Annotated in this window: 14 protein-coding genes; 4 read left to right on the forward strand and 10 right to left on the reverse strand. The window is 39.9% G+C overall.

Features of this window, described 5'->3' with window-relative positions:
- Positions 1-50: 50 nt before the first annotated feature.
- The 4 genes from BMX21_RS07970 to BMX21_RS07985 form a co-directional block, all read right to left on the reverse strand.
- Complete coding sequence (locus tag BMX21_RS07970; RefSeq protein ID WP_092043174.1) at positions 51-983, reverse strand: glycosyltransferase family 2 protein; 933 nt, start codon at positions 981-983, stop codon at positions 51-53.
- Positions 984-1,259: 276 nt separating this feature from the next.
- Positions 1,260-1,568: a septation regulator SpoVG gene (gene spoVG / locus BMX21_RS07975; protein ID WP_022754828.1), complete on the reverse strand. Its 309-nt coding sequence runs from the start codon at positions 1,566-1,568 to the stop codon at positions 1,260-1,262.
- Between the two features lie 70 nt (positions 1,569-1,638).
- Positions 1,639-2,757, reverse strand: a complete 1,119-nt coding sequence (gene glgD / locus BMX21_RS07980; protein WP_022754827.1) for a glucose-1-phosphate adenylyltransferase subunit GlgD — start codon at positions 2,755-2,757, stop codon at positions 1,639-1,641.
- Positions 2,754-4,028, reverse strand: a complete 1,275-nt coding sequence (locus tag BMX21_RS07985) for a glucose-1-phosphate adenylyltransferase (protein ID WP_022754826.1) — start codon at positions 4,026-4,028, stop codon at positions 2,754-2,756. The genes glgD and BMX21_RS07985 overlap by 4 nt, the downstream gene beginning before the upstream one ends.
- 748 nt (positions 4,029-4,776) lie before the next feature.
- Here BMX21_RS07985 and BMX21_RS07990 point away from each other — a divergent pair.
- From BMX21_RS07990 to BMX21_RS08000, 3 genes are read left to right on the forward strand one after another with little or no spacing between them, the layout of a single operon-like run.
- Complete coding sequence (locus BMX21_RS07990; RefSeq protein WP_242952894.1) at positions 4,777-5,805, forward strand: DnaD domain protein; 1,029 nt, start codon at positions 4,777-4,779, stop codon at positions 5,803-5,805.
- Positions 5,806-5,832: 27 nt separating this feature from the next.
- Positions 5,833-6,792, forward strand: coding sequence for an ATP-binding protein (locus tag BMX21_RS07995; RefSeq protein ID WP_092043177.1), 960 nt, complete (start codon positions 5,833-5,835; stop codon positions 6,790-6,792).
- A 45-nt stretch (positions 6,793-6,837) separates the two neighbouring features.
- The gene (locus BMX21_RS08000) at positions 6,838-8,046 is read left to right on the forward strand and encodes a ribose-phosphate pyrophosphokinase (protein ID WP_022754823.1); all 1,209 of its coding nucleotides are present in this window, start codon (positions 6,838-6,840) and stop codon (positions 8,044-8,046) included.
- Between the two features lie 148 nt (positions 8,047-8,194).
- Here BMX21_RS08000 and BMX21_RS08005 read toward each other — a convergent pair whose 3' ends face one another.
- Positions 8,195-10,711 (reverse strand): hypothetical protein, encoded by a 2,517-nt coding sequence (locus tag BMX21_RS08005; RefSeq protein WP_143057225.1) that lies wholly within the window; start codon positions 10,709-10,711, stop codon positions 8,195-8,197.
- A 186-nt stretch (positions 10,712-10,897) separates the two neighbouring features.
- On the opposite strand from BMX21_RS08005, the gene BMX21_RS08010 reads away from it, so the two are divergent.
- Entirely contained in the window at positions 10,898-11,422 is a 525-nt protein-coding gene (locus BMX21_RS08010) for a ribonuclease FAU-1 family protein (protein ID WP_092043183.1), read from the forward strand.
- 243 nt (positions 11,423-11,665) lie between these two features.
- Here BMX21_RS08010 and BMX21_RS08015 read toward each other — a convergent pair whose 3' ends face one another.
- The 5 genes from BMX21_RS08015 to BMX21_RS08035 all read right to left on the reverse strand — a co-directional run bounded on the left by BMX21_RS08015 (position 11,666) and on the right by BMX21_RS08035 (position 16,464).
- Positions 11,666-12,148 (reverse strand): deoxycytidylate deaminase, encoded by a 483-nt coding sequence (locus BMX21_RS08015; RefSeq protein WP_022754820.1) that lies wholly within the window; start codon positions 12,146-12,148, stop codon positions 11,666-11,668.
- Positions 12,149-12,189: 41 nt separating this feature from the next.
- Entirely contained in the window at positions 12,190-12,819 is a 630-nt protein-coding gene (upp, locus tag BMX21_RS08020) for a uracil phosphoribosyltransferase (RefSeq protein WP_022754819.1), read from the reverse strand.
- Positions 12,820-13,008: 189 nt separating this feature from the next.
- Positions 13,009-13,446 carry a ribose 5-phosphate isomerase B gene (gene rpiB / locus BMX21_RS08025; RefSeq protein ID WP_022754818.1) on the reverse strand — a complete coding sequence of 146 codons (438 nt, stop codon included), beginning with the start codon at positions 13,444-13,446 and terminating at the stop codon, positions 13,009-13,011.
- 210 nt (positions 13,447-13,656) lie between these two features.
- Positions 13,657-14,715, reverse strand: coding sequence for an L-threonylcarbamoyladenylate synthase (locus tag BMX21_RS08030; protein WP_092043185.1), 1,059 nt, complete (start codon positions 14,713-14,715; stop codon positions 13,657-13,659).
- 12 nt (positions 14,716-14,727) lie between these two features.
- Positions 14,728-16,464, reverse strand: coding sequence for a glycosyl hydrolase family 18 protein (locus tag BMX21_RS08035; protein WP_022754816.1), 1,737 nt, complete (start codon positions 16,462-16,464; stop codon positions 14,728-14,730).
- Positions 16,465-17,188: the final 724 nt, after the last annotated feature.

Raw genomic sequence — 17,188 nt, forward strand, 5'->3', positions numbered from 1 at the left:
AATTTATTAAAAAATCTCTTGGAGATAATTACCTTAGATAATTAACTCTCTTATATATCCTCTTTCACAAGATACAGAGGTCTCTTCTTAACTTCAAGGTATGTCTTGGACAAGTACTGTCCTACAACGCCAAGGCAGAAGAGCTGCACTCCGCTTACAAGCATTATGATACATACCATTGAAGGCCATCCGCTTGTAGGATCCTGCCAAAACAGGCTTCTTATAAGGATAAACAGTATGCCTATAAATGCGATCACACAAAACAGTGTTCCTATTATAGATGCGATTGCAAGCGGTACTGTTGAAAAGGCGATGATGCCGTCGATAGCATATACAAAAAGTTTCCAGAAGGACCACTTAGTCTCTCCCTTCTTCCTTTCTATGTTCTCAAACTCGATCCACTTGGTGTTAAAGCCTACCCATCCGAATATGCCCTTGGAGAAGCGGTTGTACTCTTCCATGGACAAGATAGCATCAACAAATCTCCTTGTCATAAGACGATAATCTCTTGCTCCGTCTACTATCTCAGTCTTGGACATCTTGTTGATAAGATGATAGAACCTTCTTGCAAAAAATGACCTTATCGGAGGTTCACCTTTTCTGTCAACTCGCCTTGTTGCTACAGAATCATATCCTTCATTAACTATATAAGAGTACATCTGTGGCAGAAGAGCCGGCGGATCCTGAAGATCTGCATCAAGCATTACCACATAATCTCCCTTGGCATGCTGAAGACCTGCATAGATCGCAGCTTCCTTACCAAAATTTCTTGAAAAGCTTACAAAATGTACTCTTTTATCCTTATCTATAAGCTTGTGAACTTCTAATGCTGTATTATCTTTAGATCCGTCATCAATATATATGATCTCAAAATCAACTTCTTTACTTTTAAAGAATTCTTCAGTCTTCATAAGTTCATCATAGAAGTCTGAAACATTCTCTTCTTCGTTATAGCATGGGACAATCACACTAAGTATTTTCATCTTAACCTCATGTGTCTACTGCTTTATACAATAGTACTTTGTTATATTTATCATTTTAATATAGCTGTTATGATGGCTACTTGGTCAGGACTACTGACATCAAAAAGATCATGAAGACATAACCCTTTTAAAAAAGCCCCCTTCCAGCCTATCATATTATATCACACATATTCAAATCGCGCCCCATAACGCACAGAGGCAGGGCTAAATGTTGCCTAAGTGGCAAACTTTAGCCCCGCCCCTGCGTGAGAGTTATGTATCGTTCCTGAGTTTTAGTTAAACAAAAGGAGTTTCCGGCATTTCATCTGCCGGCTGTGCTGTATCATCTTCTACAGCTGCTTTCTCGTATGCATCAAGGATCATCGTTTGAATCTGCTGGCGTGTGTCGGAATTAATCGGATGAGCTATGTCACGGTATTCACCATCCGCCGACTTCTTGGATGGCATAGCAATGAACAATCCTTTTTCGCCTTCGATTACCTTGATATCATGAACTACAAATTCATTATCAAAAGTAATTGAAACCACTGCTTTCATTTTGCCCTGTTTCAGAACCTTACGAACACGTACATCTGTAATCTTCATTTGTTTGCCCCCTCGTAGGCACTTTTGGCAGGCATGCAATCAAATTGTCATGTGCCGGATGAATTTACACTCAGATGACATATCTCTCGTTATTCTCTACTACCACCTTGACTTTGTCCTCTCCCTTACAATAGGAGTTGGCCTGTATCGTGCCGTGACTTTCCACGATGCAGTTTTCAATATGAGTATTGTCGCCAATATAAACATCGTTCAAGATGATAGAGTTCTTAATATAACAGTTATTACCGATGAAAGATTCTTTGAAGATAAGAGAATCTTCAACCGTTCCATTAATGATACATCCACTTGATATAAGACTGTTCTTGACTCTTACTCCAACATTGTACTTGGCCGGAGGAAGGTCAATGACCTTAGTATAAATATTTGGATATTCATTAAAGAAATAGTTTCTGACTTCCGGTTTAAGGAAATCCATGTTGGTCTTGTAATAATCTTCTACTGTTGCGATATTGGACCAGTATTCTTTGATCTTATATCCGTAGATTCTCTTCATATCCTTGTATCTTACAAGGATATCACGTACAAAATCGAACCTTTCTTCTGCTTCAGCCTTCTCGATAAGCTCTATAAGCTGTCTTCTTCTTATTACATAGATACCGCAGGATACTGTATTTGATTTTGCAACAACAGGCTTTTCCTCGAATTCATCGATACGGCTCTCTTCGTTCATTCTGATGGTTCCGTATCTGTCTGTATTAACATCTGCTGGCATATCCTTGCATACTACTGTGATATCTGCCTGCTTGCTGATGTGATATTCAAGGAGCTTGTTGTAATCCATCTTGTAGACACAGTCACCTGATGTGATTATTACATAAGGCTCATGACATTTCCTGAGAAAATCAAGGTTCTGTCCGATGGCATCTGCTGTTCCTCGGTACCATCTTGAATTGTTGGCTGTCTGAGTAGGAGTGAATATGAACATTCCTCCCTGCTTACGACCAAAATCCCACCATTTACTTGATGATAGATGCTCATTAAGAGAACCTGCATTATATTGTGTTATAACTCCAACTGTCTGAATATGAGAGTTGGACATATTTGAAAGTGCGAAGTCAATGCTGCGGTAATGTCCTGCGATAGGCATTGCGCATACAGCTCTTTTCTCAGAGAGCTCGCCCATCTTGTTGCTGTTACCACCTGCCAGTATAATTCCTATCGCTCTCATGTTTCGTCACCTGCCTTATCCAGAGTCTTGCCACTTGCAAGCTTACCATTCTTATAGTCGTGCGCATCAGTAACGCCGTTGATCATTACATTCTTGCCGATGGTTATCTTGTCCGGAATAACAGATCCTTCACCGAGAGTTACAAGTCCTTCTCTGTAGATATCAGGTCTTGTCTCGTTAGGAACCTCCTCTCCATCACCAAGCTTAACGTTAGAACCAACACGGCACTGCTCAGCGATGATAGCCTTTTCTATATTACTGTTCTCTCCAATCTGAGTACCATTCATTATGATTGAATGGCTGACAACGGTTCCTTTACCGATCTTAACACCGCTGCCTATTACGGAGTTGTAGACTTCACCTTCGATCTCAGATCCTTCACCTATGATACTTCTTTCTATAGTACTATCAGGTCCGAGGTACTGCGGAGGCTGAACATCATTCTTGGTATAGATTTTCCAGTATTCTTCATAGAGGTTGAACTCAGGAACTATATCTATAAGTTCCATATTAGCTTCCCAATATGAAGTAAGTGTTCCTACGTCCTTCCAGTAACTGTCAAACTCGTAAGCAAAGAGTCTTTCTCCTTTGCCATGGCAATACGGAATTACATGCTTACCAAAATCAAGTCCCGGCTGATCACGATTAACTGTGAGAGCCTCTTTGAGTGCTTCCCAGGAAAAGATATAAATACCCATTGAAGCCAGGTTGGAACGAGGATGTTCAGGCTTTTCCTCAAAATCTACGATCTGATTCTGTTCATCAGTTATCATGATTCCGAATCTGCTGGCTTCTTCCATCGGAACAGGCATAACTGCGATTGTTACATCTGCGTTATTGGCCTTATGGAAATCGAGCATTGTCTCATAATCCATCTTATATATATGGTCACCGGACAGTATCAGGACATAATCCGGATGATACGCTTCCATATATTCCATATTCTGATAGATTGCATTAGCTGTACCTGTGTACCACTCACTGTTTCCAACCTTCTCATAAGGAGGAAGAACAGTAACGCCACCAATATTACGGTCGAGGTCCCAGGATATTCCGATTCCGATATGTGAATTGAGCTTTAAAGGTCTGTACTGTGTCAGTACGCCTACTGTATCAATTCCAGAATTAATACAATTACTGAGTGGGAAATCTATAATCCTATACTTTCCCCCAAATGAAACTGCCGGTTTGGCCATCCTATCCGTCAGGACGCCAAGTCTGCTACCCTGCCCTCCAGCGAGCAGCATGGCTATCATTTCCTTTTTAATCATCTTGCCACCTCGCGAATGATGTCGTTTTTTGAACATTTCTGTTCATTGTAGATATTGTGCCGTAGCACGTGTAAAAAAATACGGAACTTTGTTTGCAGCCTGATATTGCAGATAGCAGCTGCCTTTGTAGAACATTGGTAAAACGTAAAGAAACGGAGAAGCGAAATATCTCCGATTACAAGTATATCACACAATCCCGAGTTATGAAACGAAAAATCGCAATTATTCACACAAAAGAAAAAAGAAAGACGAAAGAAAAATCTTCTGAAAAATTGCACTAAGGTTTTTTTGTTGATAACAAAAGGTGTCTTAGACTGTTATAAAATCGACAATCTTTTGCACTAATGATATTTTTTCCACAAAGTCCACATTTTAAACCGGATTTTCGCTTTCGAAAACCTTTAAGATAACAACCGTTACACACCTATCCCCAAAACCTTGTATATTCTGTGGTTTATTTTGTCCCCTTCCACATTATCCACTATCTCCACATAGATTTTATAAAATCAGTTAGCATGCTACAGATATATGGCAAATCGTCTTTTTGCCTATTTGCATCAAAAAATCCCTGTGCTATACTCGGAATTGTTCAAAAGAAAAACCCAAACAATTCTTTTACAAAATGATCTATCTTAATGTTTTTTTCGCAGTATGAGGCTCTTGTTTTGACACACAGATCGAAATGTCTGGCTTTATAGGGAGGAAGACATTTCGAAATACAATGTGACACCAAAGGGGACACTAGCTTATGATGGGGAAAGTGACGATGAGTCAAAGTGCGGCATCAAGCAAGACTTATATTACCAACAATTTTATCGACTATTATATGTCAGATGCCAATGATGCACAGATCAAAGTTTACCTTTATCTGCTTCGCATGATGCAGGCAGGACTATCAACCAGCGTATGTGATATCGCTGACAAATTCAATGATACAGAAAAAGATATAATGAGAGCCCTTACCTATTGGGAAAAGAAAGGACTCATAGGACTTGAATATGACGAGGCAGGTCACCTTCAAAGTATATCATTAGAAGATATACCTGAAGTCCCTGATTCATCCAAGGTTACAGTGATGCCCGGATCAAGGGCTTACAAAAGCACTGCAGTGCCTGCTCCTATAGCTTCTCATCGCCCTAAAAAAACAGATGAGAAAGAAAATCAGCAGCTTGTATTTCTTGCTGAACAGTACTTTGGAAGGACTCTTAATCCTGCTGATATTCAGAAGATCTTCTATATACATAATGATCTTGAGTTTTCTATGGATCTTATGGATTATCTGATGCAGTACTGTGCAGAGCTTGGCAAAAAAGACTTCCGTTATATGGAAAAAGTTGCCCAGAGCTGGAATGAAGCAGGTATCAAGACCGCCCGTCAGGCCAAAGCAAGATCAAGAAAATATAATAAGAACGTATATACTGTTATGAAGGAGCTTGGATATGATAATTCTCCCGCTCCTGCAGAAGCTGCATATATAGAACGCTGGTTTTCAGAATACGGATTTTCTCTTGATATAGTCGTAGAAGCCTGCTCCAGAACAGTTCTTTCTACCCAGAAGAACAGACTTCAGTATGCAGAAGGTATATTAAAAAGCTGGCATGACAGAAACGTATCTACTAAAGAAGATATTGTAAAGCTTGATAAGGATCATGCAGTAGAGTCCATTGACAATTCCAAGTCATCCAAGAAGTCTTCCGGCAAGAACAACTTATATCTTCAGTTCCAGCAGAACACCTATGACTTCGATGCTTTGGAAAAAGAACTTTTAAAAAATTAAAAATAATACATCTCAGGGAGCAGACCATTGGCACTTAATAACGCGCAATATAATGAAATAATGCACGAGTACGAAACAAAACAGCTCAAAAGCCGCGCAGAGGCAGATAAAAGACGCGACTATGTTTACGCTCATGTCCCGGGATTCAAGGAACTTGATCAGATGATTCCAAGTATCTCGGTTGATTTTGAGATAGGGAGGCTTTCAGGTGACAATCAGAGCATGGATGTTCTGAGGCAAAAGCTGGCTGCTGTCACCATGCGCAAGAAATCTCTTCTTAAGGAGGCCGGTCTTCCGGAAGACTACCTCGAACCCATTTTTGAGTGTCCTGATTGCAAGGATACCGGTTATATAGGGAATGAGAAATGTCATTGCTTCATGCAGCGCACGATAAAGCTTCTCTATGCTAGCTCCAATCTGGAACTGTTGACAAGTACCAACAACTTCGGCAGATTGTCGGAAAGCTATTATGGAGGTGATGATCTCACACATTTTCAGGCAGCGGAGAAAATCTCAAAAACCTTCGTCAAAAACTTTAGAACAGACTACCAAAATATTATTTTCTATGGTACAGTAGGTACCGGCAAGACCTTTTTGTCGATTTGTATCGCCAAGGAACTGCTTGACAGGGGCACTTCTGTAATCTATTTCAGTTCAAGTGATCTTTTCAGGCAACTTTCGGATTATTCTTTTGATTACAATTCCAAATCCGAACTTGAAAACCTTAGCGATTACCTTTACAATTGTGAATTGCTGATAATAGATGATTTAGGTACAGAACTTACAAACTCCTTTGTTATCGCACAGCTGTTTACCATCCTTAATGAAAGAGATTTACGACACAGATCTACTATCATTTCAACCAATCTCAATCCTCAGGAGATACATAGCAGATATCAGGACAGAGTATTTTCACGTATCATGAGTCATTTCCAGCTTCTTAAATTAACGGGTTCAGACATACGTCTGCAGAAAGCAAAAAGGTAAATTTTGGGAATACTGTTTTAAATTTGAAAGTGAGGATTTTTTTCGATGCCAAGAAGAGAAGAAAAACGTGATCTGGAAACCATTCCGGTAGGTTCCCTGGGAGTTATCCCGCTTAAAGGTGTCAGGAAACTGGCTGAACAGGTAGATTATTACCTTGTTAAGTGGAGAGCTGAACGTGAGAACGAGCACAAGGGGAGTCTCGCATTCTCCGGTTATGAACGCCCTTCATACCTTCTGGATTGTGACCTTCCAAGATTCGGAACCGGTGAAGCTAAAGGTGTAATCAAGACCTCTGTACGAGGTGATGACCTTTATATTCTGGTAGATGTTGTTAACCATAGTCTGACTTATAAACTTTTTGGCAGAGAAAATCATATGTCTCCTGATGATCATTATCAGGATTTAAAGAGAATCATTGCAGCTGTTGGCGGTAAAGCACGCAGAATCACTGTGATCATGCCATTCCTCTATGAGTCTCGTCAGCACAAGAGATCGGGACGTGAATCCCTCGACTGTGCTATCGCGCTTCAGGAACTGACATCAATGGGTGTAGATAACATCATCACCTTTGATGCACATGATCCTCGTGTTCAGAACGCTATTCCGCTCAATGGATTCGAAACTGTTCGTACAACTTATCAGTTTATAAAAGCACTCCTGCGCAATGTGAGCGGCCTCAAGATTGATTCGGATCATATGATGGTAATAAGCCCAGATGAGGGAGGCATGGGCCGTGCTATATATCTGGCCAGCGTACTTGGCCTTGATGTCGGCATGTTCTACAAGCGTCGTGACTACACTCAGGTAGTTGACGGACGTAACCCGATACTGTCCCACGAATTCCTTGGTTCTTCAGTAGAAGGTAAGACAGTTATCATCATAGACGATATGATCTCTTCCGGGGAAAGCATGCTTGATGTTGCCGCAGAGCTGAAAGAGCGCAAGGCCGCCAGGATCTACGTATTCTCGACCTTTGGACTCTTCACTTCAGGACTCGAGAAGTTTGATGAAGCTTATGAGAAGGGCATCATCGACAGAATCCTGACGACCAATCTGATCTATCAGACACCGGAACTTCTCTCACGTGAATGGTACATCAGTACTGATATGAGTAAGTACATTGCTTATATCATCGATACTCTTAACCATGATGCTTCTATCAGTGATCTTCTTAATCCTGTAGAACGTATCAATTCAATTATCACTCGTTACAATAACGGAGAGTTAGAAGAGTTTGCAACACTCAAAAATTAAAGTTACGAAATTGTAGGATGATTGCAAGATACTTGGGGGTTCTTCAATTATCCAAAAACACCAAATACACCAAAAAACAGGTCTTCACCGGGGAGTGAGGGCCTGTTTTTTATTACATGTTATATCCAACTTGGATGGACCGACAAAGTCATTTATAAAGATAAGTCAGGAAGTGGTTACCGTTTTCTTCGAACAGGGAATAACTATCGTTCATCCCGTTCTTGTATACGTTGGTGGTCCCTTTTTTAGGATTAAAGAGTACTATGTTCTGGGTATTAAAGCCTATAAGGAGCATGGAACTTCCATCGGAGAGTCTTACCATAACAGGTATATCCTGGTTTAGATAATAGAGCATGGCATTCATGTCGCATCCATCGTATTCAAGGATTGTAGCTCCCGGAAGGCTTTGTTTTAATATCTCTTCTGCTGTATAGCCTTCTTCAAGCATCTTTCCAACGTCAACATTTATTCCTTCAAATTCAAGCATTGCTCTAAGACACACTTCTGTAGAGTTTTCGCTGCTATAATCGGTTTTTTCTACATTATTGGTAATGCTCATTATCTGGTTACTTGTAAGAAGGTTGCCTGAGTACCATACATAGTCATTAGAATCGTCCATGACAACGCCCTTACAGGTATATGCATCTGTTAGAGCATCTGCACTGTTTACAGTGATATTGATAACTTTATCTTTGTAATATACGAAGAATATATTATTGTCTGTTTCTTCGCTATTATCTACTGCTACTTCTCTGCTGCCTTCATACAAAGTAAGCGAAGGAGTCAGTACTTTAAGTGAAGATGCTGTGATAGAATTCTTAAGGCTTATCTGCGCTGTATATTTGTAAGCATCAGTATTTACATACGAAAGCGTATTAGATCCTTCTTCTACTTCAAGGGTGCTCATGATCTGATCCTGAGTAGTATCTTCATAAAAGCCGGTGCTTTCATTCCATTTAACCCTGGACAGTATTATCTGATTATCTTTGATCAAAGTCCCTACTGTATAATTACCATCAGACTTATAATTCTCAAGAATTCTTCCTTCTTTATCCTGTATTCTTATAGAGTACATTGCATATACAGGATTACCCATCTGATCATTATGTATATCTTCTTCTCTGACAAGGCCGTATACAAGATCCTCATCCATATATCCAAGAAGTATAATATATTCGCCGCTTTCCGGCTCAACACTTGTAACTGCCTGAGTTGCAAAATTCATGACACTTATCGACTTAAGGCCATCCCTGCTTGTAACATCCTGCCATGCTATCATCTCGCCTGATTCCGGCATTTCATATTTGCAGCCCAGCATGTTATCAATTATAGGTTCGTAGGTTCTTCCTTCAAGATCCACTGCAAGAAGGTCACTTCCAAGGATCATATAAAACTGACTGCTGTTACCAAGAGTTGCAATCTTAGAAGCATATGCCATTATTATCTCTTCAGACTGGCTACTTGGTATAAAGACCTGTTCCTCTACAGTATTGGTGGAAGCGTTATAATAATATACCGCGATTCCGACTTTTCCTTCATGAATTCCTCTGTTCATATATCCTGCTACGCTGAAGTCCACATTGCCGGCTTCGTCTATGTTCAGGATTTTTATGGAATTGTCCGTATGAGTGCATCTTGGATCATCACTTGCTTCATCATAGAAACCAAATATATATGCAAGCTTATTATTGGTTACATTATATGAAAAAAGCCTTCCCTGACTTACAAATGCAAAGGCTGAACCGCCCTCATTTTCTGTGAATTCTATATTGTCCGTATCAGCAATCTTAAGATCTATAGCACCGCTATCAAACTCTGACTTATCTCCCATAAATATATTATTCATGGTACGTTCGTAGTTAAGAAGATAGATTCTGTCTTTGGTATAGCGGATTCTGAAATACTCCTCGACGTTGCAGGTAAAATCCTTGTCACCACCAACAGTCACCTGATACTTAAGCAAAAAGCTTCCTGTCTGCTCATGAAGATCCACCGTCAGTACTTCAGGTTCTGTGTGAGATTTGATCTCTAGATCTCCCCAGGTAACCTGATTAAAACTGGAATTTATATTAACTTTGGCATAAGATGAGTTATCTCCGGATGAATTGGACTCTAGATAGGTTTTGATCTGCTGGGCAGCTTTTTCTTTATCAAAAGTTGTCTGAGAAAAGCCTCTTACAAAGTCAAGCTTTTCATCAAAATAGTAACGCTCTTCATCTGCAGTCCACACTATTCTTGATATATATCTGACACTCCTGCCATCAACATCTGCGATTATGATAAGTGCATATTCTTTATTTGCATCTATAAGATCCTTGATCTGGAAATTAAGTGTAACTGTATCATCTGCACTTTTGGCAGATACATCTGTGATCTGAGTGCTTTCAACAAGGCTGCTTCCATCAAGTGTTCTGACTTCAAACTTAAAATTGTCCGCCTCCTGACCATACAGATTCATAATAGCAGATATCTCTCTTTCTGCTCCTGTAGGGAATACCGTTCCATGAATATGAGTTACATCCATCTCCTGTGTATAACCATAAAGAGTAGCAAGGGCCTTACCATCTTCAAGAAGTGACAGCGTTGGAAGTGTTGCCTCTGACATCTTGGCAGTCATATCACTACTTTGATGATTGTTGAACCTGCTTATAATAATTATGCTCAATATGAAAACTGCAATTATATATATGATCTTTATTATCGTTTTTTTCATGACGGATCACCGATTGTATTTATCATTTGACTTATCACCTGTCACAATGTAAGCTTAAGTAAACTACTTATAGCGAAAATATATTCTTGACGTTCTTGAATTTAATATTCAGGAACGAATCAGACCGTGAGGTGGAATATGGACAACCCAATTCTGTACCGTAAGCGGATAATACCAGATGAATGTATTAAATTAAAGGATGATGTCATTCTCTATCATGATTCGAACATGATCATGACATCATGGCGCGCTTTTCGCCCAAAAGATTATCTTTCTTACGGATATTCCTGTTATTTCCTTGATCATGGCTTTAAAATGAGTAAGTTCTACAGATCTGACGATACCTTCTCAAGATGGTATTTTGATATAGTCTCTTTTCAGGAAGGACCCGAAAAAGGTTCTATCATGGTAGTTGATCTTCTTGCGGATGTAATCGTCTATCCTGATCACAGTTTCAAGGTCGTGGATCTTGATGAGCTTGCTGATGCTCTTAATAAAAATCTTATAACATCAGGTCAGATGCAGGAATGTCTTGAAAACCTCGATCGTCTTTTAAAAATCATCTATGAAGGTAAACTATCTGACCTTATCATGCCTCTCGAACTTCAGATATCCAGATCCCAAAGCGCATCAAATGCTACTTCAAAACCTTTGTCACTATAAGTACTTATCACAATAATACAATTAATACTCTATAGCAAAAAGTCCGTGACACTACCCGTGGCTGATGCTTGTACGATCGGATAGTTGAACTATATAAATCGAAGTCATGACACATAGTGTCATGACTTACCATCTTCAAGCTCAATCATATAGCTTATCTTTAAATTAGAAGATAAATAAATATATATTCCTGATCACAAAAATTAAGAATCCATATATTTTATTTATCTTAAATAATACTTTTTAAATAGAAATATGAATGTTACGGCCTGTTCTCTGATACTGATAATATCTTACTCCTGCAGCATTGAACATCTTCTTGGATGCTCTGGTAGAAGCTGTATTTTCATATTTATCACTATCGTAGATAACAGTTCTGATACCTGCCTGAATTATAGCCTTGGCACATTCATTACAAGGAAATAGTGATACATAGATCTTGGCACCTTCTAATGAACCACCTCGATAATTCAAGATGGCATTAAGTTCAGAGTGAGTAACAAAGGGATATTTGGTCGCAAGTTCATCTTCGCCATCCCTCTCCCATGGGAACTCTTCATCAGAACACCCTGTAGGAAAACCATTATAACCCATGGATAATATCTTATTATCTTCACTTACTATGCATGATCCAACCTGAGTATTAGGATCCTTGGATCTCATTCCTGCAAGTTTTGCAACTCCCATAAAATACTCGTCCCAGGTTATATAATCTTCTCTTTTCATATTACTCCTTAATGCCACAATGAATTTTTGAAAGGGTTCTATTATTTGGTTCCGAAGATTCTGTCGCCAGCATCACCAAGTCCCGGTACGATGTAACCGTTCTCGTTGAGCTTCTCATCAACAGTTCCGATAAAGATATCAATATCAGGATGAGCTTCCTGAACAGCCTTGATTCCTTCAGGAGCAGCGATAATGCACATGAAATGGATGTGCTTGCAGCCCTTATCCTTGAGCATCTGGATAGCTGCAGCAGAAGATCCGCCTGTTGCGAGCATAGGATCTACTACGAAAATCTCTCTTTCTGTAACATCTGCTGGAAGTTTGCAATAATACTCTACAGGCTTAAGAGTTTCCGGGTCACGATAAAGACCTATGTGACCAACCTTAGCAGCCGGGATAAGCTCAAGCATACCATCAACCATACCAAGACCAGCACGAAGGATCGGTACTACGCAGAGCTTTCTTCCCTTAAGTTCCTGAACTACTGTCTTAGTAATAGGTGTCTCGATCTCAACATCCTGAAGCTCAAGATCTCTTGTTGCTTCATAGCAGATAAGCTCTGCTATCTCACTGATGATTCTTCTGAACTCATTAGTACCTGTTGTTTTTCTTCTGATAAGACCAATCTTGTGTTTAATAAGTGGGTGATCCATTACTACTACTTTAGACATTTTAAATCTCCTTAAATATAAATCATTAAAATCTGTCAAAATATGATATAACCAGGCTTGGTACATCATCAATTTTGACATTTTATTGTTAACTGATTGCTACCAGTGTACTGACTCATTCCTATTTGATCAAATATGAACAAGTCACCACTCCAGGCCTATATTGCAAACTTTGATTTTTATCTTTTATCAGGCTTCCATATCCATCATCTTCTTGATCCTGCGGCTGTGCTTCTCAAGACCGGAAAACTCTGTATCAAGGAAAGTATCTACAATCTCGCATCCAAGAACAGGGCCTACGAATCCGCCTCCCATAGCAAGTACATTGGCATCATTGTGCTCTCTTGTAAGTCTTGCTGAGGATACTTCTGAGCAAAGTGCGCAGCGAACACCCTTTACCTTATTAGCTACCATAGAGATTCCGATTCCTGTTGTGCAGATCACGATACCTTTCTCGCACTCTCCGCTTGCTACAGCCTTAGCTGCTGCCAGTCCGAAATCAGGATAATCGCAGGAATTCTTGTCATAAGTACCAAAATCCTTGTACTCGATTCCTCTTTCTTTGAGATGCTCCATTACTGCGACTTTAAGATCATAGCCGCCATGATCGCTACCAAGTGCTATCATTTACAATACTTCCTTCCAATTTATAAATTTAAATAATGATCATCATCTTAAGTTATGACCATATATTTACAGTTACCGTTTTTTAAGTCATGCAGACTTTAAACATATTCTGCGCGCCATCCTACTGCAGCTAACTTAGCTTTTTTATACATGCGCTAAATGCTATCCTGAAGGAATTACGCGTCCTCTTTTAAAACTGTCATTCAACCGTTATACATGCTCTACATGCTGTCCTGCAGCCTTTAAGAGCCTGTTCATAATAGCCTGGCCTATACCATTTGTATCAAAGGATTCTGAATACATGACATCAACATCTTCGTCATCAAATTCACGAAGAATGCGGAAAAGCCCATGTGCAACGCTCCTCTCGTCTTCCCTTGGCCCTACGCTTTTTACAACATCAGCTTTATAGAATGTAGCCGTTGCATCTGTTGCGATCACTCCGACTTTGTGACCTTGCTCCTGCATTTTGGCTGCATGCTCATTTATATATTTTAGCACATGTTCCTGTGAACCTTCCACTATTGTTAATTCGCCCTTAGGCGCATAATGGCGATATTTCATTCCCGGTGCCTTAGGCTTTAACTTTGAGTTTGAATCAATAATTGTCTTATCGATACTAACCTCAGGAAGTACCTCTTTTAACATCTCATAGGTTATATATCCGGGGCGCAGTATCATAGGAACATCAACTGTAAGATCTACTATTGTAGATTCAAGTCCTATTCCGACCTGACCTCCGTCTATTATCATCTCAACCTTACCATCAAGGTCTTCAATGCAGTATTTGGCCATAGTAGGTGATGGTCTTCCTGATGTGTTGGCACTTGGCGCTGCTATAAATCCGCCACCTTCTTTGATCATAGCTGCAGCAATCTTATTGCTTGGCATACGGACAGCTACCGTTTCAAGTCCGCCTGTTGTCTCTAGCGGAATAAGATCTGACTTGTTAAGGATCATAGTAAGTGGTCCCGGCCAGAAAGCCTTTGCAAGCTTAATAGCAGCTTCAGGCACATCGGATGCAACCTTGTACAGATCCTCAACCTGCCAGATATGCACGATCAGCGGATTATCAGAAGGTCTTCCTTTAGCAGCGTATATTTTCTTTGAAGAGTCAGGATTTCTTCCATCTCCTCCAAGTCCGTATACAGTCTCTGTAGGAAAAGCAACAAGACCGCCGTCAAGAAGGATCTGCCCTGCTTTTTTCAAAGCTTCCTTTGCCTTTTCATCAATATTGTTTTCATCAATTACTACTACTTGTGTATCCACTTTTATTTCCTCTTATTTGTTAACATAAGCCTCTATTACAGGCCATATATCACTTGTCTCATATCCAAGCTGCCATGCGGCTACTCCGGCGCAGCCATTGACATCCATTACATTAAGCTTGGTCTGGATGGATTCTGCATCCTCTAGCCATATCTCAACTACTGTTCCGTCAGATTGAGTATATGTTCCATAATACTGACAGGTCTCCTGATCCCAGTTCATGTCGATGCCATTGGAACTAATATAGCTGTTAGCCCAGGACATACCGCCTGCCTGACTTTTTACAGTACCATCTGTAGACGTGAACCAGATTCTTGTATAGAACGGGATTCCATTTACAAGCTTATCTGCAGGAACATCCTCAAGAGTATTCTTTATACCGTTTTCAACATAAGATATAGATGCTACAGATCCCGCTTCTGCACTTCCTTCATAGTGCTCATCGTAGGCCATGATGATCACATAGTCACATACCACTCCAAGCTCTTTTCTATGGAAGAAGCTATTGCCCATAGGAACTGGGATATCAACTGAAAGGATAGTTCCTTCTGCCCTGCAGGCTATAGAAAGCTCTCTTATGAATTCTATATAATCTTCGCCGCCGTCAGCTGTTATATCTTCAAGACTTGATCCTGTGAACTCCAGATCCACATTGATACCATCTATTCCATAGGTTCTGACTTCGCTCATAAGGCTGTCGATAAGTCTCTTTCTGGAAGTGCTGCTTGCAAGAACTTTGGCTGTACTTCCTTCGCCATTATGGAAGTTTGAATTGTTGAAGTTATCAAGAGCTGCCCACACCTGCATACCATTTGCATGCGCTGTATCTACATAACCCTGTGTGGCAAAAGACTCTATGCTTCCCTCATTGTCACTAAGAGAAAACCATGTTGGTGATATTACATTAAGTCCGGATGTATTTGAAATAGCAGATGAAAGTGTGTCATTACCTGCCTTACCGCCTATCGAATGCCATACCAGATTGACCTTGCCATCAAGATGAACAGATGTATATTCAGGTTCTGCATAATCAGATGGAGCCAGAAGATCAACTGTCTGGATATTTTCAAGGAACTTGTTCTCAACATAACCTATATAGCCATCAGGACTGACAACCTTGGACCAATCCTCAAGTTTTTCAAGAAGTACGACTGTATCACCCTTTTCAAGTCCGACAAGGATCTCACTTTTTACACCACCTCTAAGTCTGAGCTTGGTATTTTTTTTGATGACAGCGCGGATCTCCTGATCGAACTGCGTATACATTGTGATATGGTTTGGATCCGTATAAGCTGTGTAGTTAAAATTGGTATATTTTTTTACATAATCTATAGCAACATAAAGGGTATCATTGTCATAAACTGCTGCCTTATATCCAAGATCTTCACAGGACCCGTCTGTAGATGATGTTGTGGTAGAGTCTACACCGACTGTTATTATGGCACTTGGAGTTGTATATACAAGGATTCCTTCCTCCTGGCCGTAATAGAAGCGGTCGTTTAGAATATTCTGTACATCAGAAAAAGTCATATAATAAACGCCGTCGATAAGTCTTGCATGAAGATCTGACTTTTCATTTTGGAGAATTATCGGAACATCATTTTCATCTTCTATTCCGAAATAGCTCTTAGTATCTGCCTGCTCATTGCTGTAAGAATACTTGTCATACAAATACTTACCTGCATATCCTCCCCCGAGGACAAGTATCAGGACTACGATTACAACTACAGGTATTACCTTATGTTTCATAAATAACCTCATGTCGCGAGCAAATCTAGTGACTAATGGTCCAAATTGGCGGAGCTCGCGGCACCAATCCGGGTTTGAAAATGGAAGATTTTCAAACTTTTCAATTCCCTCAGATTCATATATTTTTGACCGGGTACTATTTTACCACAATACTTGGTGTAGTGCCATCTATAGCAGCACTCCGCTTTATCATTGCCATATCAGCGGCTATGCAATATAAAAACTGGCTCCTTGATCTGCGATCAAGGAACCAGGCATTTTGGCTTGGCGACAGCTATTCATATATGCAAGTGGCGGGATCCTCTTGTTAATTATGTTTATTTGTCGCGTTTTTTTATTACAAGGTTATATCTGCGCCAAAAGGCATCCGTGATATAAATCGCAGATAAGTGGCAATGGGCGTCTCCTTGATATATCTTTCAAAAAGACGGTTGCCTTCCCCTTGTTCTAAAAGCTGCCATATTCACTTATGAGATGCCATCCCGTATCCTTTAGTCAAAATAGCTTGAAATCCTGTAGCGAGATGCTACTACTGATTGCCGGTATCTGCATATACGATCAAGCAGCTGTCTTCTATATTGCAAAATGGGATGAAATCTTTATGCCATAATTTAAAGAAATGCAGCTCTTAACAACAGATACGACAAGTATGATCATTTCAGACTTAGTACGTTGTTTAATAAAAAAATGTTTTTTGTTATTACTTTTCAAAAATGGGTAATCC

The sequence above is a fragment of the Butyrivibrio sp. TB genome, from assembly GCF_900110805.1.
Classification (GTDB): Bacteria; Bacillota; Clostridia; order Lachnospirales; family Lachnospiraceae; genus Butyrivibrio; species Butyrivibrio fibrisolvens_C.

Bases quoted from the DNA above. Each gene is read 5' to 3' on its own strand.
- BMX21_RS07970 (WP_092043174.1), bottom strand. From the start codon at position 983: ATGAAAATACTTAGTGTGATTGTCCCATGCTATAACGAAGAAGAGAAT.
- spoVG (WP_022754828.1), bottom strand. From the start codon at position 1,568: ATGAAGATTACAGATGTACGTGTTCGTAAGGTTCTGAAACAGGGCAAA.
- glgD (WP_022754827.1), bottom strand. From the start codon at position 2,757: ATGAGAGCGATAGGAATTATACTGGCAGGTGGTAACAGCAACAAGATG.
- BMX21_RS07985 (WP_022754826.1), bottom strand. From the start codon at position 4,028: ATGATTAAAAAGGAAATGATAGCCATGCTGCTCGCTGGAGGGCAGGGT.
- BMX21_RS07990 (WP_242952894.1), top strand. From the start codon at position 4,777: ATGATGGGGAAAGTGACGATGAGTCAAAGTGCGGCATCAAGCAAGACT.
- BMX21_RS08000 (WP_022754823.1), top strand. From the start codon at position 6,838: ATGCCAAGAAGAGAAGAAAAACGTGATCTGGAAACCATTCCGGTAGGT.
- BMX21_RS08010 (WP_092043183.1), top strand. From the start codon at position 10,898: ATGGACAACCCAATTCTGTACCGTAAGCGGATAATACCAGATGAATGT.
- BMX21_RS08015 (WP_022754820.1), bottom strand. From the start codon at position 12,148: ATGAAAAGAGAAGATTATATAACCTGGGACGAGTATTTTATGGGAGTT.
- upp (WP_022754819.1), bottom strand. From the start codon at position 12,819: ATGTCTAAAGTAGTAGTAATGGATCACCCACTTATTAAACACAAGATT.
- rpiB (WP_022754818.1), bottom strand. From the start codon at position 13,446: ATGATAGCACTTGGTAGCGATCATGGCGGCTATGATCTTAAAGTCGCA.
- BMX21_RS08035 (WP_022754816.1), bottom strand. From the start codon at position 16,464: ATGAAACATAAGGTAATACCTGTAGTTGTAATCGTAGTCCTGATACTT.